The following is a 21,697-nucleotide window of genomic DNA, read 5'->3' as shown; positions in this document are numbered from 1 at the left end:
TGACCGCTATCAGGCGGCCGCTTGTTACCTTTGGATGACCGAATTTGGGCGTTCTGGTACGATCCCGCATTCTCGCGAGGGATGCAGACCGTCCGAAAACGGCATTCTGGATTCCCCGGCATGCTGGGACGGTGTATCCTGCGGACATGGCATACATCGAAGGTCATGCTCGGGACCAGGCGCTGCTGCTACCGGCGTCAGTCGACGACTATGTAGCTGCGGATAACCCGGTGCGGTTCATCGACGCCTTCGTCGATGACCTTGATCTTGGCGGTGCCGGCTTCGCGCGAGCTCAACCAAAGGCGACGGGGCGGCCCGGCTACGATCCGGCCGATATGCTCAAGCTGTACCTGTACGGCTACCTTAATCGGGTGCGGTCGAGCCGGCGCCTAGCGGCTGAAGCTATACGCAATCTCGAGCTGATCTGGCTACTGCGCGGGGTGCGGCCTGACTTCCGAACCATCGCCGACTTCCGGCGAGACAACCGAGCCGCGTTCAAGGCGGTGTTCCGCGAGTTCGTGGTCCTGTGCCGCAAACTCGACCTGTTTGGGCGCGAGTTGTTGGCGGTCGACGGTACGCGCCTGAAGGCGGTGAACAGCCGGTCGCGTAACTTCAGCCGCGAGCGGCTGGCAACGTATCTCGCCTCGGCCGACGCGCGGCTAGAGCGCTACCTGGCCGAGTTGGACCAGATCGACCGCGGCGAAGATGGTGCCGGCACCGGCCGCGCCGACGCTCTGGCGACGAAGATCGCTAAACTGCGCGAGCAGCGTCAGGTCAGTTCGGCGTTGCTCGGTCAGTTGGAGGAGAGTGGCGAAGGGCAGATCTCGCTTACCGACCCCGATGCGCGCGCGATGGTCGCCCATGGCAAGGTGACCATCGGCTACAACGCGCAGGTGGCAGTCGATGCTAAGCACAGCCTCATCGTCGAGCAGCACGTCACGAACGCGTGCAACGACATGGGCCTGCTGGCGCCCACCGCCGGTGCTGCAAAGGAGCTGCTCGGCGTCGAGCAGATCGATGCGGTTGCCGACATGGGCTACCACAAGGGCGAAGATATCGAGGCGTGCGAAGCCGCCGGCATCACGCCGTACATTCCCCGCCCGCACCGGGGCGTCAACGTCAGCAACGGCCTCTTTCCCAAAGAGCGGTTTCGCTACGATCCAGCAGCCGACGCCTATCACTGCCCTGCCGGGCAGCTGCTCGACACCCGCTACAACTCGGTGACGCGCGGGCATGTCACGATCCAGTATTCCAATCCTGCCGCCTGCTCCGGCTGCCCGATGAAGACGCTGTGCACCAAGGGACGCTGGCGGCGCGTCAACCGTTGGGAGAAGGAGGAAATCCTCGAGCGCATGGCGGCGCGCCTTGCGAAGCGGCCAGACCTCCTCGTCATCCGCCGCTCCACGGTCGAACACCCGTTCGGAACAATCAAGCAGTCGATGAACCAGGGCGCGTTCCTGATGCGCGGGCTGGAGAAGGTCCGCGCCGAGTTCAGCCTAACGGCACTCGCCTACAATCTCAGGCGGGCTATCACCCTCATCGGTGTGCCGGGGATGATGCGGGCGGTGCAGCCCTGATCCGGCCCGCCACGCCTGCCGTCACGACGCCGAATATCGCCTTGTGACAGCCTATTCCGGCCTCATCAGCGCATAAAAACCGGAAAAGGCTAGCCCTCAGCCATTTTTCAGCGGGGGATCGTACGGACCTCGATCACGGGCGAGTTTTCGGACGGTCTGGATGGTGAAACGGGAACGACCGGCGTGGAACGCAAAGTGGCGCTGTCAGCTGATGATCCGGGTTTCAAACACGATCAATGAAGCGAGGGGGCACTGCATCCGTCAACCAGACACCGTTGCTCGACAATCGGAAGAATGAACCCTCATGCGCCATCTTTCCTGCTGCAACCCTTAGTATTACAGCTAGCCCGCGGCGAGCACCCACCCGAGCGGCCGTATCTTCGTCGGGAGAAAGGTGAACATGGTGTCGCGTCATGGGCATCAGCCCCTCGGCAAAGATCGAGTTCAAGAACCGATCGACGGTGCCGTGATAAAGGTTTTCGGGTGGAGTCGTGATGGGCCAACCGAGATCGACAGAAACGGAGTGACCTTGCCGGGCGCGGATGCGAGTTCCATCATCGGATAGTTCGAACCGCTGTTTGTCGCTTTCCGCCACGGTGGACTCCAATGACGATGGATCGATCCCCTCTCGAGCCAACGAAACTCGAACCGCTTTCACCGTCGCCCAGCCCGAACTATCGAGTGTAAGGTTCCCTGAATCCGGAGAATGCCGCAACCAATAAGATAGGATCTTCGAAATTTTCTCTGCCATAATCAGGCAAAGCTACAGGCGGGCGGTGCAATGGTCGATGTAATTCACGTCCACGAAGACGATTGGGGGATGCGGAATCTATACCCGCTGACCGTTCGGGAAGAAGTTGAAGAAGACGTGGCAAACGCTGCTGCGGCCGCAGAGCAAAATCGCGATCCGTCCGGCTTCGGCTTCACGAACATGTATATGGCGAAGCAGCCGTCTGCCGATTATACTGAGGTAGGTTTGACGCTGGAGGCAGCGGAGCTCGCGCTTGCGCCCTTACTCCCGCGCGTGCGCGGGTTTCACGCAACGATCGGCTCCGCGATGGGTAGTGAAGAGCGCGATCCGTACGGGTCGTATGAAGACGATGCGTGGTGCTTCGGACTGGGACCCGACTGCTATCTTAAGCTGGATGCTAAGGGTTCGTTGGTCGGCAATATATGGTTCGACCTAAGCACTGAGGAAACGGTTGCCGTTGATCGACTGCGGAATGCGATCGAAGCCATCAACGCGCTAGCGCCAAGTGTAATCGCAGACTACCTTTTGGATTTTGCAGGACCGGTCTCGGATACTGGCGTTTTGGATCGCTATTTCGCAGGGCTGGCAGATCAGCGCCGTCACGCGGAGCAGGCGATGCTCGAATATCGAGCGCGCCACGAGCAAAAGGCTCCAAAGCCTGGAATAGTCCGCAAGCTGTTCACGCTCTTCGGCGGCAATGGTTAGCATTACAGTTGGCACGCTAACACAGCAGTTCAGGGGGCGAACTCTGCGGGTGATCCAGTTCCCGGAAAGGAACGGCCAGCGAGACGACGCCTGTGTTCTCAGAATCGATCGAATTTTGGGAATGACCGGCTTTGGAACGGTCAGTCAATTGCCTGTCATTCGTCTGCTCGCCGCGCGACGCGTCCACAGGATCACAACTCCTACCGCTAACGCCCGATACGGAACGTTTGCGGCCGCCTCAGTCCTACCCCGAAAGACAGTCTCGAGTACGAAAGTGGCGCTCACAACGATAAGCCAAATGACGAGCGGGTGGGCGAAAAAGCGGCGTGACACGGCATCTGCTAACACGCGCGCGGTGCGTCCGCTATCTGGGCGTTAGCTGTCATGCTCAAACCCGGCATGAACGGGATAGTAACGCTTCGTCAATCGGCTGCTGGTATAAAGCCAGCGAGGAACGCCCATGTACGACATTCATATAGACCGCACGCACAACCTCGTTGAAGCCACCCTTGGCGGCATGATGACGATCGATGAGGTAGCAGAGTACATTGTGGACCTGAAGCGCGCTTTCGTGATGAAGAAACTGCACAGCTACTCGATGATCGTCGACGTGACGAACTGCCCGATCCAGCAGCAGAGTATGATCCAGGCGATGGGTTCACATATGGCTACCATGCCCAAGGCCACGGCCCTCGCCGTCGTGGTCGGCAGTTCGCTAGCCCGGATGCAGGTTCGCCGCCTTTTCACCCAGCCCTACGCCCGCATCGTGGCAACGACAGAGGAGGGCCGGGCATGGGTCTTGTCGGGAACCGAGCCGACCATTCACTAGCGTACGCAAGTGGGCGCTTTCTGCCGATACAGCCCTTCGCGAAAAGATGGCTTATTGAGTCGGTTGGCGGCTGTCACTGTCGTTGCGTCCGCGACGTTCATTAATTGGCGAGTTAACCCTTTCGCCCCAAAGACATTGCTTGAGTCAGCTCAGCGCGGCGAGCCATTTCGTCCCATCGCTCAGCAGACCGAAGCGCTCGATCCCGAACATTGGGTAACACGGCGGTACTTGCCTCCAGGCGTTCCGCGGCTGCACGCTCTCTAAACAATTTTGCGTCGTCCGCCATGGTGGCTTTAGTATACAGGTTCGCCAGCTACATGGAGCCCTTTATGTCTGATGATACCTACCAGCCCAACGCTGTCGAACTCGCTACCGAGTTGACGATCGCCTGGCTGAGCAACCCAAATACCCGAACGTCTGCCGATGACGTTCCAGCATTCCTTTTGCAGATGCACACTAGCGTTCAGTCGCTTGTTGGCGGTTCGCCGACATCGGAATCTCCCGTCGAAGAGCCCAAAGAATATATTGGCGCGGTAACTGCCCGGAAGTCCCTTGCCAGCCCAGATCACATCATCAGTATGATCGATGGCAAATCGTACAAGACGCTGCGGCGCCACCTCGCAACCAACGGCATGACACCAGCGGAGTACCGCGAGCGCTACAACCTGAAAGCTGATTATCCGATGGTCGCGGCAACATATTCGGAAAGCCGTCGCGCGATGGCGAAAAAGATCGGCCTTGGTCGCAAGCCGGGCCAGACAAACGCGACCAAGGCAGAGGCTGCAAAACCAGCGCCGCGTAAGCGCAAGGCTGACGACGCCGTAGCAGAGTAACCTCGGGCTGGCCTCCGAAGGTGGAGGCCGGCTATCTCTCCGTGGAAGCTTGATGATGTAAGCGCGCATGATCGCAACGGGTACGTCAGCCGTTTTTCCAGGATCTTGTCTGGGAACGGCCAGCGAGACGGTCGGGGCATTCCCATTAGGATCGGAATACGGGAATCCGGTCACGGCAACGGCTGTCCGGGTTCTATCGAGACCTGGGATCGTTATAACCCGCCCGTTGCCTTAGCTGTCGTGGCCGAACAAATTGCCAGTGATGTCTCGCCAATGGATTTGGGCTGGTAAATCTGCACCGGTCAGAAAACAGGCAAACGCATCCGCCACAATCGTTGACGGGAACCACTCATCCGCCATCATTGGCATTTTCCCGCCGCTAAAGGCGAGGATAGTGCCGTCTTCGAAAATTGTGCTTCGTTCGTTCCGATAGGCGCGGAAGTGACGACCGGCCGCAGCGTCGCGTCGTTCGAGTAGGCAGGTTTGGGAGCCCCCGGCGACCTGAAGATAATTACCAGCGGCATCTGTGATCGATGCGAAGGATTTCGGACCGTAGCTACGTAGCGCGCTGATAGCTGATCGAACCTGCCGCTCAGATGGGTCGAGTAGCGGGTCGTTACCTTCTACATCAAATTGCATTTATCGCCCCCGTCGTCGGCTGGAGCGGTAGCGGCTGCGCCAGCTAGCCACCAGACCTCCATTCCCAAAATTCGATGGGTAATCGGGAATCACTGCTTGGCAGCGGTCACCGCATCCGGTGATAGATGCTGTCATGATCGTTGTCGTCGAAGGTATCAGCGCGAGCGGTAAAAGCACCTGGTGCGCCCGGCATGGCGGCTCGCATGTCGTTCCAGAGAACGCAAGAATTGCCGGAGCGCCCGATCGTGTCGCCGATCCAACAGGCGCAGCTGCATTTTGGGCGGAGCGCAACATCGACCGATGGCAGGCGGCCTTGGCCGTGGAGCGTGCGACAGGCCATGCCCTGTGCGACACCGACCCTCTGAAGCTCCATTATGTCTGGTGCCTATGGCGGGTCGGTGAGGCCTCCGAACGTGACTGGTCGCTCGAACTCGCCGCAACCCGCCAAACGATCGCCGATGGCCGGATCGGCTTTGCTGACCGCTATCTCGTCGCAGATACCGATGTGGAGACGGCACGACGACAGGCGATGACCGACTCAAGGCGGCGCAGGCGCAATTTTGATCTTCATGCGCGGCTGCGTCCCGCACTACTCGAATGGTACACGGTGCTCGATGTGGTGCTGCCCGGCCGCGTCCAGTTCAGTCTGCCGGCTAATCTGCCCGTCGGGGGGACGGTCGGGCAACGCCATGACCTTGCAGCCTTCGATGCGATGATCGCGCGCCTGCCACAGTCAAAATGATCCCGCTGCCTTCGCAGCGCTCCCTGTCTAATTACGATCTTGCTTAGTGCCTGATGAACAAGCAGGCTGACTAATATGACAACAAGTGACAATAACCTTGCGGCTCGAACATCACGGTTGGAAACGTCATCGTTCCTGTATGCTGTTCGGCCGATCGCAACCGATCTTGCCTCAACGTTCTTTTTCTACGGCGTACTTGCGCTCACTGGCGACCCGAGGGTTGCTGCGGGAATTAGCATAGGGCTGGGGATAGCGCAGATATTGTGGATTAAATTCCAAGGTAGGTCGGTCGCTCCCCTACAATGGGCGAGCACGATCATGGCTGTTGTGTTTGGTGGACTGACAATCGTGACGCATGACCCGCGCTTCGTATTGGTAAAAGTAACCGTTTTTTATGCAGCGTTCGGGGTGACGATGCTCAGACCGGGTTGGATGACACGATACATACCGAATATCGCGCACGGACACATTCCAGAACACATGGTTGCTTTCTTCGAACGCGCTTGGGCCGGGCTAATGTTATGCACCGGCGCGGTGAATCTCATATTAGCGTTGACCGCCGATCCTCGGGCAACCGCGCTGATAATGGTGCCGCTCGCTATTGGCAGCAAGGTCGTCTTGTTCTTAGGACAATACGCCCTGTTTCGCGCCGTTGCGAGACCGCGGATTAAAGCGGCGCGGGCGAGTTCGGCCGAATAAATAAGATCTAGTTCGAACGCCTAGGCGAACGTCGTAAGCGCTGAAACAGGCCCCTCGATGCGTCCTCAAAGGGATGGTCATCTGGGAATAGGGTGCCACGCCCGGCAAGTTATTCGAAACTGCACTTGGGAGCGCGAGTCATGGGCAGGCGTTGAAATTTATCGGGCAGCCTCGAACGAGGCGAACGTCACAGACGTAGTCATCTGTCCAGATTTACCAAGCATAGAACCTTTGATCGTGCTTGCAGATGTTGCCGGAACGACAGCACCGTTTGCGAACTGCGTGTACCGCGCGCTAAAATCGATGCTCTGCACCGATGCAACCATCATCATTCTAAACCCTTTAGCCGATGTAAATTGAACCCTCTCTACAAATGGTATTTTGCCTTTGATATTTACCAATGCGTCCGCCTGTGTATCGGCAGACGCGTCATGTGATCCTATCTTCATAACGCCGGCAGGCAACCGACTAAAGTGGTAAGTCACATATCCAGGCGCGGCATCACTTCGTACCGCTGGCGCGCCGAACCACTCTGCCAATTCATGGTATGACGGCGTAGGTCCTTTCCGGGATTTCTGTGATTGTTCTACCTCTTTGCTGCTAGGCGGATGCCCATCTACGCTAACCAACGACCACCGCTGATTCATCGGATGGCGCGGATCATAACGCTCCATCAACACCTTGCGCGCTGATCCAGTTCTTTCAAACGCCAAAGTGCGTTGAAAACTGTACGCGTCAGGCTGGCTGGCACGAATAGCATGAAGAACCTTGGTCTGTAGCTCGTCGGCTCTTGCTTCGGCTGCCGCGAAGGAACAAATGACCACAACCAGGTGCCTGAATCTATAAATTAGCATGATACTCCGATATTAAAATGGCAGCTTCAGCCGAAACATAATACGGTTACTTGTCATTCCGGGCGCAAGCTCTTTTTGTTCGACTTCGGCAGCTCCCTTGAGGTCGCCAACTAGCGTTGTTTCCGCACGGCGGTTCGGCTCATAACGAGAGGTGTCAAGAGGTTTGAGACGATAGCGGCTGTCTGCGTCACGTCGACCACATACCAATATCTCTCCATCGTCAGTGGCCGGAGACCTGCAAGAGCTGGACCTGAGATCGGCGCTTGATCGAAGATCAAAGTCGATCGGAGGCCCTTGGTCAGCAGGCGTTACCGTCGCTTGCAACATCATCATTGCCAACATCTGCCCATGCTCCCTGTCGCAACGTCCTCCATCATTGCGGCAAGCGTGTGTCAGCCAAAGATGCGTCGGCGATCCGCTTTCCCGATTGGGAACCGTCAGCGGGAAGGCACGGGCGTTCTCGAAATCGATCGTTAATCGAGAATACCCAAGATCATTTGCATCCGCTCAAATGCTGACATTGCGCGTTCCCAAAAGCTGCTCCAAGACTGAGAATATGATCGCACCCATGATAGAGTCGCAGCAATTCTCCATCGCCCCTTTCGGCTTAGACGGATCGTTAGAGGGGCGTGCTGTCTGGAACGTCGCTGATCTATCTCCCAAATGGATTGGAGTGTGCAGTGATTTGATTCGAGAAAATGGCACGACTTTTGACAAATCGCTTGGCGGGAATCTGAACCATCTGTCGATCAAATTCGTTTCCGCTAACGCTGCAGCACTTGTAACAATTTCAATTCATAATCGCCCTGTCTTATTGGGGGCCTTCGCTTCGGGCAAAGAGCCTCAATCTGATGTTGAGGTACTTACCATGTTTGCAGAGTCAACTTCGCAAGCTACTTTGCGGTTTCACGCGCCGGATAGTGAGGCGTTTTCTGAACTCTATGCAATCACCGATCGACCTTTGCTGGTTGTCGTGCCATGGCCTGACCCACTAGTTTCCGATCAAGAACACGACCTTGCGCGAGAAATTATTCTCCATTTCATCGGAGCCTTTGTTCTGCATATCTAGTCGTTGGCAAGCAGGACATGCCGCTGTCGCACAGTGGCCTTACTGCCATACTCCCGCCTCAGCCATTCCCAAAACTCCATCGTTTTCGGGAAGCCATTGGCCGGCTGCGGGGGTACGCGTTAGAATGATTGTAAGCCATCCGCGTTAATGCCGTTGAAGGCTAAAAGGGTGAGCGGATGATGGTGGGTGCATTTTATGTCGAGTTAATGCTCGTATTAGCCGCACCCTTTGTGTTTAGTGCAATTCTACTTGCGTTAATTATGAGTGGCTTTCGAAGTGTCCGGAGCGGATTTCGTCGAGATGGGCGCATTGATATTGTCGGCATCGTAGCAATATTTAGCGGAATTATAGGTGGAGCGGTATTCTATCAATGGCTTCGCGGCCCAACTGCTGAACTTGCAACTTTGCAGCCGTTAATTGTTGACGCGAGGCTTGCTCAGAGTTTGCCACGCACTTGGGTGATAAGCTGGGGAAGCGCTAAACAAAATGTCGATACTGCAGCCAATGCCGAAGCCCACAAACCCTATCTCAAGCTGGAACACGTCGATGATGGTGACGCGCAGATTCTTAATTTCACGTTGGTGGCGGAAGGCAGCGGCAAGCTGATCGCGCGATGTGCAGGTCGCGCACCAAAGGAAACTAATCCTGTATTGGCCTCGATCCGAGGTAATCGATCACTCGAGGTCGCATCTTCCATATACAAATGCCGAATGCGCGCCGCAGCCGGAGCCTTGTCACGCGCCATTGCTACGGGCACGCCTAGCTAGCTGAGCTTCAAATGGGTGGCATTCCGGTAAACTGGTAATCACTCTCACCGCCCAACGCAGAAGCATATTCTCATTTCACCATCGGTTCCGAGAACGCCGATCCCTTCTCGCCTGCCGTTTGTTTGTGGGAACGTCGATCGGCGAATACTTGGTTCAGCCATTAGCTATGGATTAGCGCTCCGGACCATTGGCGGGGTCATCAGCCACGCGTGGAGCTTGCGTGCGGCGGCCATCAGCGCACCATATTCTGCGGTCCGGGACTCTTTATCCCAGGGACGTGGACGGCTGGATGAATGATGCCAGTCTTCGAATTGCCGGTCCCACTCCGCTTGGCTTTTCCTACGTGGATGCCAGCCAATTCGCCACCCCAAGTCTGGTGCAAGATACGCGTAAGCGTCAAGTCGCTTGTGATCAAAGCTTTCCTTAAAGCCGTCCTCCATATAATCGAGGATGCGAGCTTCTCGGATGTTATCGCCCTCATGTCGCAGCTTCTGTGCGTAGATGAACGTGACGCTACGTAACGGGCGAAGGGCATTGTTCATTAGAAATCCTGGCTCAGGGCTAACACCAATTCCCATGAAGCGACTGAAATACAGCCCTCCATTCGTGACTTTATGGACGATGCCTGGGCACTCGACGAGGTGTAGGTCCGGATCGAGAACACCGAGAGCATCCCGGTCGATGCCGCCGACGTGATTATATGGTGAAGGCTGCTCGAAGTGAATCCAATGGGTCGGATAATAATAGACGGTTCTTCCAAACCGAATGATTCGTACGTCGGCGAGGTTGCCGGCCGGCACACGGGTGCCGTCAATAGAAGTGTAAGCCGGACAATTTGGAGGCGATGCTGGTGGACGCAAGGCTGCAATCTCTGTTGCTTCTTGCTCGGATGCCCACTGACGTCCAACCGCCTCCTGTTTCTTCAGGGCAACAATGATCAGCAGAACTGGCGTTAGAAGAGCAAGGCCCAACCATCCCCAAGCACGCCACATTCGAAAGAGTCCGCCTCGTACCGCTTCAGATTAGGTGAGCATAGCGAGATCGCATTGCCGAGAAGTTACCCTGAAGGCGAAACCTAACGGGCAGCATGCCACTGATCCGTGCCGTTCATGATCGGCTTGGCCATTCGCGAAACTCGATCGAGAAATGGGAATCCACGTGGCCCCGAAACGGCAATGCACCGCGCGATTTGATAAATTGCAGCCTGGCAACGTTTAGGCGCATGATTGCCCGTAGCGGAGTTGCCGAATTAAGCGGCGGAGACTTAGCTGTATGGCAAAGGACAACGTCATGGGACCAAAATTCAAGCTCGGCCTGCTGTTTGGTGCGCTTGGCTTGTCAACGGCTGCGGCGGGCGTGCCTGCGGTGGACGTAGGCGAATTCACGCGTGCCGTAGAGGTCTGCGTCCAAGCGACTACAAAGCTCGGTGTCGATGACAAACCATTCTTGAGCGGGGGTTGGACAACAGAGGCTGCTAGTGGAGCGCCCGGCGATCGTTTTTATTCGAAACACGATCTCCGCGCATCTTTAGGAACCCGGCCAAGTGGAGGAAGCTGTATTATCAGCTTCAACATACGCCAGCCATATGATCTGACCGTTTTGACGCTCGCGTTAGAGCAAGCGACTGGAGTTAAAGCGGTCGCCAGCGGCTCAAGATTTTCCCTCATCTCAATAGGGAAAAATCAGCTGATAGGTAGGGTTGACCCGATACCAACTGGCTCTCTTGTAAGCGTAGCTGTCGAGATGGGGGAATAGCATTACCGCCCTCATACCGCTGCTGACCTCAGCCGGTCGATTGTCTGACGTTCGAATGCCTGCGGATCTTTAGCGGCAGTTTCGAGCAAGCGGCTGTCCAGTTCCATTGCGACGTTGCCACCAGCGAGCATGATGCCGGCGTCGCACGCGACCGCGAGCGTCCCGAGATCGTGAAGGGCGGTCATCAGCGTCAGTCCATTGTCGACCATCCCACGCAGCGCTTGGCGAAGATCGAACGCGGCAACGGGGTCCAGCCAGTTGAAGGGCTCGTCCAGTATCACCCGCGTGTGGCCCTGCGCGAACGCAAGGGCGATCGTGATCCGCTGCCGCATACCGGCCGAGCAGTCGCCGATCCAGCGGTCGAGCAAGGCGTCCAAACCGAGCGCCCCACGCAATGGGCCTAAACGGGGCCAGATCGTTTCGATATCCCCGCCGACCAGTTCCAGCACCTCGCGTCCGCGCAACGCATCGGGCAGTGTTTCGGCCGGTGGCGAAAAGCCGAAGTGCGTCGCTCGCGCCGGCCGGTCCGCGATCATCTCCACGCCATCAATGCGGCATGATCCGCTGGCGAATGGCAATCGCCCCGCAAGTGCGCGAAGCAAGCTGGTCTTGCCCGACCCGTTTGCCCCGATCAGGCCGAACCACGATCCTTCTATAACCGTCAGCTCAACGTGGCGAACGACACGCTCGCCAGTACGCTCGATCGATACGGCAGTGAGGTCGATGATCGGATTCATGCAAGCAACCAGGTCCTTGCCGCAGAGCGGCGCTGCAACTGCCACAAGATGGCAATGCCGACGAATGGCAGGATGATCGGCATGGAGAAAGCCGTCAGAATGAGTAGTCCCGTCAGTATCGAAACGATGAAATCGGCGAAGCCCTTGCCGTGGATTCGATAGGCGAGGGTTTGGAGTACCATCAGCAGCAGAGCCCCGATCGAGGTTGCCGCGACAACGGCGGCGAGGGCAGGTCCGAATGCGAAAGCGCAGACCGGTGCCGCTGTACAGACGAAGAGCATCGCGCCGCGCGCTTGGCGACCAATGATGCGCCATGCGCCCCGCCCTGCGATTGTCTGGAAGCGGACGCTGCTGTCATCGACTATAGTCAGCGCCAACCCGGATAGGGCGGTCTCGATACCAGCGACTACAACCAAGGCATTACCCCGTAGGTATTGAGCCGCAAACGCCAGTGACAGAAGCAATATGGCGGCAGCGAAGATCCCGGCACCGGGACGCTGAATCCATGATCGGAGCATCCGGCCGAACCCCGCCTTGCCCGCGCCAAAGGCGGCTATGGAGAGGCTACCTGTTACATGCCCGACGACTGCACCAATCAGATAGCCGGGTAGAATTGTAATCAGTAGGGATGGGCGGGCGATGACCGTGAAAATTGCCAGCAGTGTCAGCCCGATCCCATACCATGCGATCAAGTAACGCCTGCGGAGCTCTGGACACAGGGCGTCGGCCGCCAAGGGTCCATCGAAGGTGTGAAACGCAAGGCGTACCGCGATCAGGCGTCCGGCGGTAAGACCCATCGATACGCCGGCACCGAAGGCTGTCCAGGCGGCGATCGGCCATGCGCGATCCAAAAGCCATGAGCGCGCGGCCGCCAAAGCGAACAACAGCATCGTCGCCGCGATCAGACGGTCGTGCCAACCCGAAAAGGTAGCCCTCGCAGCGTTGATCGCGATCCGCCGATCGTAACGAAACAGGCGCGCGGCCGGTCCTGCCCCTTCCCCAACCATCAAACTCACTTCGCTTTTCGCCTTTCGGGTCGAATTCCAGCGGAGCCGACAACCTATATAAGCCGGCCCGGCCCTGCGAGGGGGAACAGCAAACGACTAGGCTTCTGATCGAGAACCGGAATTGAGACGGTCGGCGCTTCCCGCGAGGGATCGAGAAATGGGAATCCGGACGGTCGGCAATGAATGGTGGCGTCTGATAAACACCAGACAGGGCGAGGCAAGAACGGTATGCGAGCGCCATGTCAGATAAGATCCTCATCTTCCTTGGCCCTAACGAGGCGTTCGACCCTGTCGCTGTTGAGCGAGCAATCACATCTCTTGCCGATTGGACCGTCACTCAAACTGGACCAGGTATCGGGGCAGTCAGCCAATATCTTTGTGCCCGCGACGATAGCGAGTTGATCGTTCGCCTAAGTGCGGATGCTGAAACGGTAACGGTAAACGGGTATCTTGAACGCCCCGCTGCGCTGTTTGTTCTGGCATTTCAATCAGGTATTTCCAGCCCACTCCGCATCACCGACATGGGCTACAACTTCGATTTGTCACTCCGTGATTTCACCGATGCAGAGGGGCTGCAAGCGGCTGCGTCGCACTGAATATACCGGCTGATAACGGCGGTTTTGTTTCTCAAAGGGATCGAATTACGGGAATGTCCGGGTTGAGAGCTTCGTCGCGGCTCGCTGACTTACGCGTTGCTGGCGTGTAGCCGAAGCAAAGCCAAAAGGTCTTGGTAGGTATCGACGAAGCGATCGTCATCACGATGGCGTGATGCACGGGCCGCGAAAAATAGCTCATTTCTCAGAAGTTCAAGCGAGGACCTATCACGCGACTTCGCGGCGTCGGCCGCAGCTTCAAAGGAGCCGAAGTGCTCATAGCCGTTGAAGGTCATCGCAAATGTGAAGATCGCATCCCTATCGTTCTCACCAGGCAGATCAGGTAGGTCCATTGTCGCACTCCAGCAGCTTTGTACGAGTCTACGGGCGAGGCGCGGATGGCCGCAAGTGGGACGTCTCTTCGGATAAACCTCCTCCGAGGGGGCGGCGGTTGTAGGGACTGGAAGGGCGTTCTCGGAATCGATCGATAAATGGGAAAATGCCGCCTCGCCCTATTTTCTAATAAAGTTTCCGCGAGTCATTGCGATCAATGTCTCATCGTCATTGACGATCATTGGCGGTGCGTTGACGTACGAGGGATTGTCCAACCAAGGTAATATCGCAGATATGCCTGTCGTCACTGGCTCATCAACTATTTGCAGGGTCACGCGTTTGACATTGACGGAATTGGTCGCAATCAGCTCAAGCGTTTTAGGATTATTGAGGTCGCGGAATCGAACTAGGTCGGGCCAATAATCCCGCTGTCCATCTCCAGCATTAGCTGGCACTGTTCGCGGGACTGGCCATATGTTGTGGTCAGCGATCATCCGCTTGTGAAACTGATCGTACGAAAGGTAGTCCTGAATCCGATCCGTGTTTGGCCCGATCGACTTCCGACCGGAACCAACTAACGGTTGAAGAACCCCAACCGGAAGGCCATCGGCGTAATCGTAGTAACGTCTTTTGCCGAGCAGAGCAAAGACGTATTCATGCGGTGCTATCTCTATAACAACAGCTTGACCTTTTGCATCGCGGCGAACACCGCCCGCTTCTGGTCCAGGGAAACCTTTGCCCTGATCGACAGTCGTTACTTCGATGACGCTTGATCCAGCCTTCAATCCGAAAGGAGTCTCGATTTCGACTGTTAAACGATAGCGCAGTGTAGGGAGGCGTTGCACGCATCCTGCCAGTAATAGCCCACAAGCTATCAGTCCCCCTAATCCTCCTACTCGCATATAAGAGTCCGTATCGTTTGCCTGATCGCCTCGTGAACCGGCTTCGGTCACCCAGACAGAATGAACGCGACGTATGAGAATCTTATGAACGTCTCAGGTGGTCGGGTGGAGGTCAGGCGCTTCCCGTAAACGAACCCACAGCAGGAAAGTCGCCTTGGCGATTGTACCGGTCGCCGTCGCGCCATCCCCTTTTTCCCAAAATCTGTTCCCGATTGCTCTTTCCCGAAATTGCCAATCAGAGATGGGAAAACGGGAATGATCACGCCTAACGAAAGGGTGCGTTCGTTGCGCGGATCGCCAAGCTTAGCGTTCGACACTGGACGCTTTCAGGCCAACCGATTTCTACCGTGAATCTGTGTCCGGATAATGCACAGAGGCCACGATGGCGTCGTCGCGCAATCGCTGCGCTTCCAGGAAATCGGCGTATCGAGCAGCGGTCCGCCAGGCGGGCGCGATGAAGCGGCTTGGATCAAACTCGTGATGGAGCCTCATGAGGTCCGCCGCGAGCCTGCCAAGCATCGAGGCGTCCGTCGTCACTGCCGTACGGATTTGGTACACCGGAGCGCCTATTTGGATCATAACCTTTGGATGCGGATCGTCAGGCCGGGACAGGCAGCTTGCCGGCGCGCATAGCTGCGATGACACCGCCATCGATGAGCAGGTCGCTGCCAGTAATAAAGCCCGCGTCGGGGCCCAGCAGGTACGCGGCCGCAACCGCGATTTCCTCGGGCGGTGCCATGCGTTTGGACGGCGACGCGGCAATCATCGCGCGATAGCCGTCGCCGATCTCGGAGTTCAGCTCGTGTTGTGCCAGCGGCGTCACGATGATGCCCGGGCTGATCGAGTTGACCCGCGCGCCCTTTTCGCCCCACGTCATTGCCGCGGCCTGGACGCGCAGGTGATTAGCGCGCTTGGCGATCATGTAGCCGACGAGAGAATTGGTGACGTCCTTCAGGAACGGCAGGTCGAGCAGCTCGTCGGCGGGCGCGAACGCCAGCGCGTGCTCCTGATCTTCCGGCAACTGACGCATCATGTGCCCCGCCATGCTGGAAATGATGACGCTGGCGCCGCCTGGGGCGATGATGCGCTCAAACTCCTCGAACACCACGGCCGAGCCGTAGAGATCGACTTCGAGTACCTTCTGCGGAGGCGCCATGTTGGGCGACAGACCGGCGGTGTTGACCACCTGCATGACCGGTCCGAGCGATGCCGCCTTGTCAGCCAGGGCCCGTACGGACCCACGCGAGGCCACATCGACGATCTGCGTCTCAACGAGGTAGCTCGCATCCCTCATGCTTTCGGCCGCGGCCTCGAGCACCACCTCATTGAAGTCGGCCAGCAGCACCGTTTTTCCGAAGCCCTGTCGTTTGGCGATCGCCAAACCGATGCCGCCCGCACCGATCACTACGATAACGTCTGCCATTTTCTGCCTTCCTCATGTGCAATGCCAGCGCGAACGCGCTGTCGAATGTCGTTGGTGCTATGTAGTTCCAGATGGAGCGGGCCAGGAGCCGGCCCGCTCCGCGGTCAATCACTTCGGGGCAAGCTCGCCGTAGAACCACGACGCGGTTACGCCGCCATCCATCAGAAAGTCGCTGCCGGTGATGAACGCGCCGTCGCGCCCCATCAGCAACGCACCCAGCACGCCGACCTCGTCGGGCGTGCCGGCGCGACCCACTGGCGAATGGTCGATCATGCGGCGATAGCCCTCGCCACGCGGGCCGGAGAGTTCGTCGTTCGCCAACGGCGTCATGATGATGCCAGGGCTGATCGTGTTCACTCGCGCACCGCGCTTCGCCCACTTCACTGCCTCCGCCTTCACGCGCAGAGAATTGGCGCGCTTGGCAATCTGATAGGCGTTGAGAGGGTCGGTCACGACGTCGGGCTGAAGCATCGGCAGCGCCATCAGCTCTTCGACCGGGGTTGTCGCCAGCGCCGTGTCCTCCTCCGCGGTCAGTGCGTGCAGACGGTGGCCGGACTGCGAGGCGATGACTATACCCGACCCGCCCTCAACGATCACCTTGCCAAACTCCTCAAGGAGCAGCGCGGTGCCATAGAGATCGACGTGAAGGATCAGCTCGGGCGGTGCCTGGGAGGGCGAGACGCCGGCGGCATGGATTACCCCGAAGACATCACCGATCGCCGTCGCCGTGGCGACCAGCGCTTCGACGGACTCACGCTTCGACACGTCGACCGTGGCGGTGCTGACGACGAACCCGGCGTCGCTCATCACCTTGGCGGCTGCATCGGCCGTTTCCTGCCGCAAATCCGCGAGCAACACATGCTTGCCGGTGCTGACGCGGCGGGCGATGGCCTGGCCGATAGAGCCAGCTCCAATAACTACGATCACTTGGGTCATTGTTCGTTCCTTGGTCGAAGTGCGCAGGAGAAAGACGCCGCCTGCGTTGCAATCGGCGGGAGATGTCATTTTTGGATGGCTTCCAAGTCGTCACGCACGCGCTGCGGCTCATCTGCCAACGGTTGGTTGTCGGCGTCACGGATCGCGTCGAGCGAGGCGGGATCGTCGGACTCGAGACTGGCGAAGACCTGGGCAAGATCGGTCTGCGCGCCGCCTTTTTCGGCAACCAGCTCGAACGTCTTGTTCTCCGCGGTGCCGCTGGTCAGGCTGTCGACCAGCACCCGAGCGATCTGTGCGCGGGCGATTGCCCCATCAGTTGCGTCACCGGCTTGCCGGGTGTCGCCCTGAAGCATGACGATCCGCTGTTCGTCCGCAGCCTGATAATCGAACCAGCCAGGCCGAACGATCGTGTAGGGGCGCTTGCTCGCGCGAACGAGGCGTTCGGCCCGGCGCTTCCAGTCATGCGCTTGCGTTCGCCGGTTGTAGTCGCTGGTGCGATTGGTGACGCCGATCGCTGTCATTAGTGCGATCCGCGCTGGCCGGTCCCCGAGCGCGGTGAAGATGTTGCGTACGCCGCCATAGTCGACACTCTCGGCACCGGCCTTGCCGGCGCCCTCGGAACCGAGCGTCAGCACGACCGCATCGATGCCCTCGACCGCAGCGGCGAGCGTTTCGGGACGGGTCACGTCGCCGACGATCGTCGGTGCGCTAGCAGGCAGGCGTGCTGCCTTGTGGGCGTCCCGCACCAGCGCACGAACCGAATGGCCATGTCGCAGCGCCTCGGCCACGACAAGCCGCCCGATGCTGCCGGTCGCGCCGACGACCAGGACGGTCAGGGAAGGCTTCGAAGTCATGACATCACCTTTCGATTAGTGCGAGCTGCAGGGAGGAAAAGGCGCGCGCAGACGAGGCTACCGATGCCCGCAACGCCGACCACCCAGCCGACCGGCCAGGGGGTGCCGTCGGCGAATGCTCCGACCAGCGCCGACCCGATAATTCCCGCTCCGTAATGGATTGCTCCAACAAGTGCAGAGGCCGTGCCTGCGCGTTCTGGGAAGCGTGCCAGGGCACCGGCGATTGAGTTGGCGACGATGAGGCCCGACATGGCAGAAAACAGGAACAGCGTCGTCGCAAGGCCGGTCAAGCCGCCCCATCCGGTGCCCCCGGCGATGGCTACGGCAATGCCGAAGATTGCTGCACCTACGGTGCCGAGCCGCAGCAGCCGGTCACTCCCCAGCTTCGTGACCAGCCGGGTGTTGACCATATTCATCGCCATGATGCCGGCAATGACGCTCCCGAACAGCAGACCGTAGAGCTGCGCAGGCACATGATAGTAGCTGATGTAAGCGAACGGCGTGCCGGCGATGTAGGCATAGACACCGAGGTAAAAGAACGCTCCGACGCCTGCGTAGCCTAGGATCGCGCGCTGGCGCAGCAGGTGGCTATATTCCGCGATCGCCCGGATCAGTGGCTCCCGGCTGCGCTGCGCAGGGGCCAGCGTTTCGGGCAAGGTGAAGAGGGCCGCTAGGGTCAACAGTCCGACGCCGACCAGCAGCCAGAAGATGACGTGCCATGAAGCAACCGCGAGAATCTGCCCGCCAACCAGCGGGCCGATCAGCGGCGCGATCGCCATGATGACAATCAACGTCGATAGCATCTGAGCGGCGCGGTCGCGGTCGTACATGTCGCGCACCATCGCGCGTGCCAGCACGACGCCGGCACAGGCACCGACTGCCTGCACGACGCGCCAGCCAATCATCTGCCACGCCGTGTCCGACAGCGCACAGCCGGCCGACCCAATGATGAACAGCACTATGCCCGCTGCAACCGGCAGCCGGCGACCATAGCGATCGCCGATCGGACCCCACAGCAACTGGCCGAGGCTAAACCCCACCAGATACCCTGAGATCGTCAGCTCCATCGTGCCACTGGACGACCCGAGTGCCTCCCCCATCGTCGGCAACGCCGGCAGATAGATATCGGTCGAGATCGACCCGAACCCCATCAGGACGCTTAAGATTGCCATAACGCGCAGGCTTCGACCGTGGGCGGTCATTGCGGTCGGCAATGCCGGGGCGATCAGGGTGTCGTTGTCGGGCATCGTCAAAAGTCGAGCATTCATGAGGTCCACCTGTCCGGCACCGAACGGCACCGACGCGACCATCGCGTCATCCTCAATTTAAGATGCAGGCTTCCCAGCGATTAGACGGCAAGATCGGCATGCGGTGATATCCGTCATTCATGAAAGCCCCGGCTATCAATCCGCAGCGGAGGGGCGCGAACTGAGTTCGAGCCAGTCCAGCTCTTCCTCGACAGCGCGATACGCTTCGTCGCCGATCGTCCCGTTCGCGCGCAGTGTATCGATCGCGTGGCGCGATGCCGGGATCATGCGCTGCCGCAGCGTGTTGTCGGAGGAAGCCCGTGGATCATCGCCGGCTTGCGCGACACCCAGCGCCTCGCGATATTCGTGGCGCAGACGCTCCGCCGCAGGACTGGCGTCATTATCAAGCGTTTGCATCGCCGCATCTATCGCGCCCGCCCGTGCGGTCGCCATCTCATCCGAGACGATCGTATCAGCCGGAAACCGCAGCGCGCGCAGCAGCGGCTTGAGCGTCAGGCCCTGGATCACCAGCGTCCCCAGCACCACGACAAACGCCACCAGCAAGATGAAATCGCGGTAGGGGAAGCCTTCCGGGACGGCGAGCGCGGCTGCGAGGGTGACAATGCCGCGCATCCCCGACCACCCGACCAGGACGCCACTCTTGAGGGTGCCCGCCCAGCTCCGCAGTGCGTCGTCCGGTTTGCGCGAGAGGCGATGTGATGCACCGTAGAACAGCACCCATGCGAGCCGGACGACGATGACTATCCCGAGGATCGCAAGCGCATAGAGCGGATAGGTTGCCCGTTCCACGCCATCGAGCCGCTCGAGGATCGGTCGCAGTTGCAATCCGATCATCGTGAACGCCAGCACATTCAGCACCAGCGTCAGCGTTTCCCAGGTCGCAAACGACAGGACACGGACCGACGTGTGCGATGAAGACGAGCTGCGCCGCCCCGCGGTCAAGCCGAATACAACGATCGTGACGACGCCCGACAGCTCCAGCCGCTCGGCCACTATCCACACACCGAACGTCGTCACGAACTGGATGATCGTAGCGATTGCCGGATGTTCGATCGGCGCGGTCAAGCGGATGACCAGCTTTGCGAGCACCCAACCGACTACGACACTACCGACCGTGACCAGCGCGAAAGCCGGAACGGCATCGGCAGGCCGGAAGGAGCCGACCGCGACCGCCGCTACCGCCAGCTTGTAGACAAGCAGCGACGACGCATCGTTGAGCAGACTTTCGCCTTCCAGGATCGAACGGATGCGATGGGGCGGTGCGACGGAGCGCATGACGGCCAGTGCAGCTACAGCATCAGGGGGTGCCAGCAGGGCGCCAAGCGCTATTGCAGCCGCCCACGGCATGTCCGGCAGAAAGATGCGCGCTACTACCGCTACCGCGATCGTCGTCAGTCCGACCGCGACAAGCACCAACGACAATACCGGCCGCCAATTTGCCCGCAGATCACGCAATGACGTGTCGTGTGCGGCATCGAGCAGCACCGGCGCGACGAAGAGCGCGAGGATCAGGTCCGGCGGTAGATCAAGCCGCGGCGTCCCTGGGATCAACGCCAGGGCCACGCCGCCCAAGGCCAGCAGCGTCGGATACGGCACGCCGATCTGGCCGGCCAGGATCGAGAGTAAGGCGGCACCGAACAGCAGGAGCAGGATTGTCTCAAAGATAATCAATTCGACGCTCCCGTTGTGGCCTGCCCATGCCCCGAATGGGCGTCGCAGCCTTGCCTACACTGGACGTGCGGCGTCGGTGAAGAAACTCGGATCAGCGTGCCGCCTGCGCTCGGATCTTGGCGATCGCTGCGTTGAATCCATCGGGACAACCGCTCGCGCCTGCCAGCTTGCTGACCTTCACTTGGTCGATCGGCCTGCCGACAACGACCGCGGGGACGGCAGCGGCAAAGCGTTTCTGGTAGCCAAGCGATGTCGGATCCTTTGCCGGCGTCCCGACTTCGACGCGCGCGACGATGCCCCGCACCAGCCTGACCCGCACGACGAGTGAGGACGGCAGGCCGCCATATTGCCCGGTCGCAGTGTAAACGCCGTCGGCGTAGCGCGATGCCTTGGAGGCAGCTTCGCTAGGTTCGACGGTTTGCGCGTCGGCCACCGGGGCCTCGGCGCCCAGTAACGACGCGGAGACCCCGGCGAGCGTGGCGGCATGTTTGGGCGATAAGCGCATGAACGTTCCTTTAGTCGATGAAGAGTTCGCCACCGAAGCACGGCGACATCTCGGCACGGCCGTCCGCGAACATCAGGGCATATGAAAATGCGAACGACCCGGCGAGATCGCCGGGGGGTATGAAGAACAGCGAGGTCGAAAGACCGTCCGCGATCATCGCGCTGTCGGCGCGGACCCAAGTCGCGACTACCTCTCGGGCAGGACGGCCGGTGCGTCCGTCAAGGGGTCGGTTCCGGCTGAGGGCGAAA

26 protein-coding genes are annotated in these 21,697 nt (G+C 59.2%); 10 read left to right on the top strand and 16 right to left on the bottom strand.

Going from position 1 to position 21,697, the window contains the following annotated elements:
- Positions 1-146 precede the first annotated feature (146 nt).
- Positions 147-1,577, top strand: coding sequence for an IS1182 family transposase (locus J4O76_RS20065; RefSeq protein WP_426283866.1), 1,431 nt, complete (start codon positions 147-149; stop codon positions 1,575-1,577).
- Between the two features lie 223 nt (positions 1,578-1,800).
- On the opposite strand, the gene J4O76_RS20060 is transcribed toward J4O76_RS20065, so the two are convergent.
- Entirely contained in the window at positions 1,801-2,328 is a 528-nt protein-coding gene (locus J4O76_RS20060) for an RNA 2'-phosphotransferase (protein WP_426283865.1), read from the bottom strand.
- Between the two features lie 30 nt (positions 2,329-2,358).
- Between J4O76_RS20060 and J4O76_RS20055 the strand changes: the two genes are divergently transcribed.
- From J4O76_RS20055 to J4O76_RS20045, 3 genes are all read left to right on the top strand, one after another.
- Positions 2,359-3,033: a hypothetical protein gene (locus tag J4O76_RS20055; RefSeq protein ID WP_426283864.1), complete on the top strand. Its 675-nt coding sequence runs from the start codon at positions 2,359-2,361 to the stop codon at positions 3,031-3,033.
- A gap of 460 nt (positions 3,034-3,493) precedes the next feature.
- A complete protein-coding gene (locus J4O76_RS20050; RefSeq protein WP_426283862.1) occupies positions 3,494-3,862 on the top strand; it encodes a hypothetical protein in 369 nt (122 codons plus the stop codon).
- Positions 3,863-4,191: 329 nt separating this feature from the next.
- Positions 4,192-4,695 (top strand): MucR family transcriptional regulator, encoded by a 504-nt coding sequence (locus tag J4O76_RS20045; RefSeq protein WP_426283861.1) that lies wholly within the window; start codon positions 4,192-4,194, stop codon positions 4,693-4,695.
- Between the two features lie 231 nt (positions 4,696-4,926).
- Here the strand turns inward: J4O76_RS20045 and J4O76_RS20040 are convergent, their stop codons facing one another.
- Positions 4,927-5,334, bottom strand: a complete 408-nt coding sequence (locus J4O76_RS20040; protein ID WP_426283860.1) for a hypothetical protein — start codon at positions 5,332-5,334, stop codon at positions 4,927-4,929.
- 133 nt (positions 5,335-5,467) lie between these two features.
- Here J4O76_RS20040 and J4O76_RS20035 point away from each other — a divergent pair, with 133 nt between their 5' ends.
- Both J4O76_RS20035 and J4O76_RS20030 read left to right on the top strand, forming a co-directional pair.
- Complete coding sequence (locus tag J4O76_RS20035; protein ID WP_426283859.1) at positions 5,468-6,076, top strand: hypothetical protein; 609 nt, start codon at positions 5,468-5,470, stop codon at positions 6,074-6,076.
- Between the two features lie 75 nt (positions 6,077-6,151).
- Entirely contained in the window at positions 6,152-6,775 is a 624-nt protein-coding gene (locus J4O76_RS20030; RefSeq protein ID WP_426283858.1) for an inner membrane-spanning protein YciB, read from the top strand.
- A 158-nt stretch (positions 6,776-6,933) separates the two neighbouring features.
- On the opposite strand, the gene J4O76_RS20025 is transcribed toward J4O76_RS20030, so the two are convergent.
- Complete coding sequence (locus J4O76_RS20025; RefSeq protein WP_426283857.1) at positions 6,934-7,629, bottom strand: hypothetical protein; 696 nt, start codon at positions 7,627-7,629, stop codon at positions 6,934-6,936.
- 556 nt (positions 7,630-8,185) lie between these two features.
- Here J4O76_RS20025 and J4O76_RS20020 point away from each other — a divergent pair.
- Together J4O76_RS20020 and J4O76_RS20015 are read left to right on the top strand one after the other, a co-directional pair.
- Positions 8,186-8,698: a hypothetical protein gene (locus J4O76_RS20020; RefSeq protein ID WP_426283856.1), complete on the top strand. Its 513-nt coding sequence runs from the start codon at positions 8,186-8,188 to the stop codon at positions 8,696-8,698.
- A gap of 176 nt (positions 8,699-8,874) precedes the next feature.
- On the top strand, positions 8,875-9,465 hold the full coding sequence (locus tag J4O76_RS20015) for a hypothetical protein (RefSeq protein WP_426283855.1): 591 nt from the start codon (positions 8,875-8,877) through the stop codon (positions 9,463-9,465).
- Between the two features lie 164 nt (positions 9,466-9,629).
- Here J4O76_RS20015 and J4O76_RS20010 read toward each other — a convergent pair whose 3' ends face one another.
- A complete protein-coding gene (locus J4O76_RS20010) occupies positions 9,630-10,457 on the bottom strand; it encodes a hypothetical protein (protein WP_426283854.1) in 828 nt (275 codons plus the stop codon).
- A gap of 280 nt (positions 10,458-10,737) precedes the next feature.
- Between J4O76_RS20010 and J4O76_RS20005 the strand changes: the two genes are divergently transcribed.
- Positions 10,738-11,220 carry a hypothetical protein gene (locus tag J4O76_RS20005; protein WP_426283853.1) on the top strand — a complete coding sequence of 161 codons (483 nt, stop codon included), beginning with the start codon at positions 10,738-10,740 and terminating at the stop codon, positions 11,218-11,220.
- Positions 11,221-11,231: 11 nt separating this feature from the next.
- On the opposite strand, the gene J4O76_RS20000 is transcribed toward J4O76_RS20005, so the two are convergent.
- Complete coding sequence (locus J4O76_RS20000) at positions 11,232-11,957, bottom strand: ATP-binding cassette domain-containing protein (RefSeq protein ID WP_426283852.1); 726 nt, start codon at positions 11,955-11,957, stop codon at positions 11,232-11,234.
- Complete coding sequence (locus tag J4O76_RS19995) at positions 11,954-12,964, bottom strand: hypothetical protein (protein ID WP_426284008.1); 1,011 nt, start codon at positions 12,962-12,964, stop codon at positions 11,954-11,956. The genes J4O76_RS20000 and J4O76_RS19995 overlap by 4 nt, the downstream gene beginning before the upstream one ends.
- Before the next feature lie 239 nt (positions 12,965-13,203).
- On the opposite strand from J4O76_RS19995, the gene J4O76_RS19990 reads away from it, so the two are divergent.
- Positions 13,204-13,560, top strand: coding sequence for a hypothetical protein (locus J4O76_RS19990; protein ID WP_426283851.1), 357 nt, complete (start codon positions 13,204-13,206; stop codon positions 13,558-13,560).
- An 89-nt stretch (positions 13,561-13,649) separates the two neighbouring features.
- Here J4O76_RS19990 and J4O76_RS19985 read toward each other — a convergent pair whose 3' ends face one another.
- The 10 genes from J4O76_RS19985 to J4O76_RS19940 all read right to left on the bottom strand — a co-directional run bounded on the left by J4O76_RS19985 (position 13,650) and on the right by J4O76_RS19940 (position 21,606).
- On the bottom strand, positions 13,650-13,910 hold the full coding sequence (locus J4O76_RS19985; RefSeq protein WP_426283850.1) for a hypothetical protein: 261 nt from the start codon (positions 13,908-13,910) through the stop codon (positions 13,650-13,652).
- A gap of 159 nt (positions 13,911-14,069) precedes the next feature.
- Positions 14,070-14,843 (bottom strand): hypothetical protein, encoded by a 774-nt coding sequence (locus J4O76_RS19980; protein WP_426283848.1) that lies wholly within the window; start codon positions 14,841-14,843, stop codon positions 14,070-14,072.
- Between the two features lie 291 nt (positions 14,844-15,134).
- Positions 15,135-15,329 carry a hypothetical protein gene (locus tag J4O76_RS19975; protein ID WP_426283846.1) on the bottom strand — a complete coding sequence of 65 codons (195 nt, stop codon included), beginning with the start codon at positions 15,327-15,329 and terminating at the stop codon, positions 15,135-15,137.
- Between the two features lie 61 nt (positions 15,330-15,390).
- Positions 15,391-16,215 (bottom strand): SDR family oxidoreductase, encoded by an 825-nt coding sequence (locus J4O76_RS19970; protein ID WP_426283844.1) that lies wholly within the window; start codon positions 16,213-16,215, stop codon positions 15,391-15,393.
- A gap of 108 nt (positions 16,216-16,323) precedes the next feature.
- A complete protein-coding gene (locus tag J4O76_RS19965; protein WP_426283842.1) occupies positions 16,324-17,151 on the bottom strand; it encodes an SDR family oxidoreductase in 828 nt (275 codons plus the stop codon).
- A 65-nt stretch (positions 17,152-17,216) separates the two neighbouring features.
- A complete protein-coding gene (locus tag J4O76_RS19960; protein ID WP_426283841.1) occupies positions 17,217-18,005 on the bottom strand; it encodes an SDR family oxidoreductase in 789 nt (262 codons plus the stop codon).
- Positions 18,002-19,315, bottom strand: coding sequence for a multidrug effflux MFS transporter (locus J4O76_RS19955; RefSeq protein ID WP_426283839.1), 1,314 nt, complete (start codon positions 19,313-19,315; stop codon positions 18,002-18,004). Before J4O76_RS19955 ends, J4O76_RS19960 begins: the two co-directional genes overlap by 4 nt.
- Positions 19,316-19,408: 93 nt before the next feature.
- On the bottom strand, positions 19,409-20,944 hold the full coding sequence (locus J4O76_RS19950) for a cation:proton antiporter (protein ID WP_426283837.1): 1,536 nt from the start codon (positions 20,942-20,944) through the stop codon (positions 19,409-19,411).
- 91 nt (positions 20,945-21,035) lie between these two features.
- Positions 21,036-21,449 (bottom strand): hypothetical protein, encoded by a 414-nt coding sequence (locus J4O76_RS19945; protein WP_426283835.1) that lies wholly within the window; start codon positions 21,447-21,449, stop codon positions 21,036-21,038.
- 10 nt (positions 21,450-21,459) lie between these two features.
- Positions 21,460-21,606, bottom strand: a complete 147-nt coding sequence (locus tag J4O76_RS19940; RefSeq protein WP_426283833.1) for a hypothetical protein — start codon at positions 21,604-21,606, stop codon at positions 21,460-21,462.
- Between the last annotated feature and the right edge of the window lie 91 nt (positions 21,607-21,697).

This window comes from Sphingomonas sp. NFX23 (assembly GCF_049887795.1).
GTDB lineage: Bacteria > Pseudomonadota > Alphaproteobacteria > Sphingomonadales > Sphingomonadaceae > Sphingomonas.
This window is presented reverse-complemented; position numbering and strand designations above follow the sequence as displayed.

What these genes read in the sequence shown, in the direction of transcription:
- J4O76_RS20065 (WP_426283866.1), top strand. Translation starts at nt 147, where the DNA reads ATGGCATACATCGAAGGTCATGCTCGGGACCAGGCGCTGCTGCTACCG.
- J4O76_RS20060 (WP_426283865.1), bottom strand. Translation starts at nt 2,328, where the DNA reads ATGGCAGAGAAAATTTCGAAGATCCTATCTTATTGGTTGCGGCATTCT.
- J4O76_RS20055 (WP_426283864.1), top strand. Translation starts at nt 2,359, where the DNA reads ATGGTCGATGTAATTCACGTCCACGAAGACGATTGGGGGATGCGGAAT.
- J4O76_RS20050 (WP_426283862.1), top strand. Translation starts at nt 3,494, where the DNA reads ATGTACGACATTCATATAGACCGCACGCACAACCTCGTTGAAGCCACC.
- J4O76_RS20045 (WP_426283861.1), top strand. Translation starts at nt 4,192, where the DNA reads ATGTCTGATGATACCTACCAGCCCAACGCTGTCGAACTCGCTACCGAG.
- J4O76_RS20040 (WP_426283860.1), bottom strand. Translation starts at nt 5,334, where the DNA reads ATGCAATTTGATGTAGAAGGTAACGACCCGCTACTCGACCCATCTGAG.
- J4O76_RS20035 (WP_426283859.1), top strand. Translation starts at nt 5,468, where the DNA reads ATGATCGTTGTCGTCGAAGGTATCAGCGCGAGCGGTAAAAGCACCTGG.
- J4O76_RS20030 (WP_426283858.1), top strand. Translation starts at nt 6,152, where the DNA reads ATGACAACAAGTGACAATAACCTTGCGGCTCGAACATCACGGTTGGAA.
- J4O76_RS20025 (WP_426283857.1), bottom strand. Translation starts at nt 7,629, where the DNA reads ATGCTAATTTATAGATTCAGGCACCTGGTTGTGGTCATTTGTTCCTTC.
- J4O76_RS20020 (WP_426283856.1), top strand. Translation starts at nt 8,186, where the DNA reads ATGATCGCACCCATGATAGAGTCGCAGCAATTCTCCATCGCCCCTTTC.
- J4O76_RS20015 (WP_426283855.1), top strand. Translation starts at nt 8,875, where the DNA reads ATGATGGTGGGTGCATTTTATGTCGAGTTAATGCTCGTATTAGCCGCA.
- J4O76_RS20010 (WP_426283854.1), bottom strand. Translation starts at nt 10,457, where the DNA reads ATGTGGCGTGCTTGGGGATGGTTGGGCCTTGCTCTTCTAACGCCAGTT.
- J4O76_RS20005 (WP_426283853.1), top strand. Translation starts at nt 10,738, where the DNA reads ATGGCAAAGGACAACGTCATGGGACCAAAATTCAAGCTCGGCCTGCTG.
- J4O76_RS20000 (WP_426283852.1), bottom strand. Translation starts at nt 11,957, where the DNA reads ATGAATCCGATCATCGACCTCACTGCCGTATCGATCGAGCGTACTGGC.
- J4O76_RS19995 (WP_426284008.1), bottom strand. Translation starts at nt 12,964, where the DNA reads ATGGTTGGGGAAGGGGCAGGACCGGCCGCGCGCCTGTTTCGTTACGAT.
- J4O76_RS19990 (WP_426283851.1), top strand. Translation starts at nt 13,204, where the DNA reads ATGTCAGATAAGATCCTCATCTTCCTTGGCCCTAACGAGGCGTTCGAC.
- J4O76_RS19985 (WP_426283850.1), bottom strand. Translation starts at nt 13,910, where the DNA reads ATGGACCTACCTGATCTGCCTGGTGAGAACGATAGGGATGCGATCTTC.
- J4O76_RS19970 (WP_426283844.1), bottom strand. Translation starts at nt 16,215, where the DNA reads ATGGCAGACGTTATCGTAGTGATCGGTGCGGGCGGCATCGGTTTGGCG.
- J4O76_RS19965 (WP_426283842.1), bottom strand. Translation starts at nt 17,151, where the DNA reads ATGACCCAAGTGATCGTAGTTATTGGAGCTGGCTCTATCGGCCAGGCC.
- J4O76_RS19960 (WP_426283841.1), bottom strand. Translation starts at nt 18,005, where the DNA reads ATGACTTCGAAGCCTTCCCTGACCGTCCTGGTCGTCGGCGCGACCGGC.
- J4O76_RS19955 (WP_426283839.1), bottom strand. Translation starts at nt 19,315, where the DNA reads ATGGTCGCGTCGGTGCCGTTCGGTGCCGGACAGGTGGACCTCATGAAT.
- J4O76_RS19945 (WP_426283835.1), bottom strand. Translation starts at nt 21,449, where the DNA reads ATGCGCTTATCGCCCAAACATGCCGCCACGCTCGCCGGGGTCTCCGCG.
- J4O76_RS19940 (WP_426283833.1), bottom strand. Translation starts at nt 21,606, where the DNA reads ATGATCGCGGACGGTCTTTCGACCTCGCTGTTCTTCATACCCCCCGGC.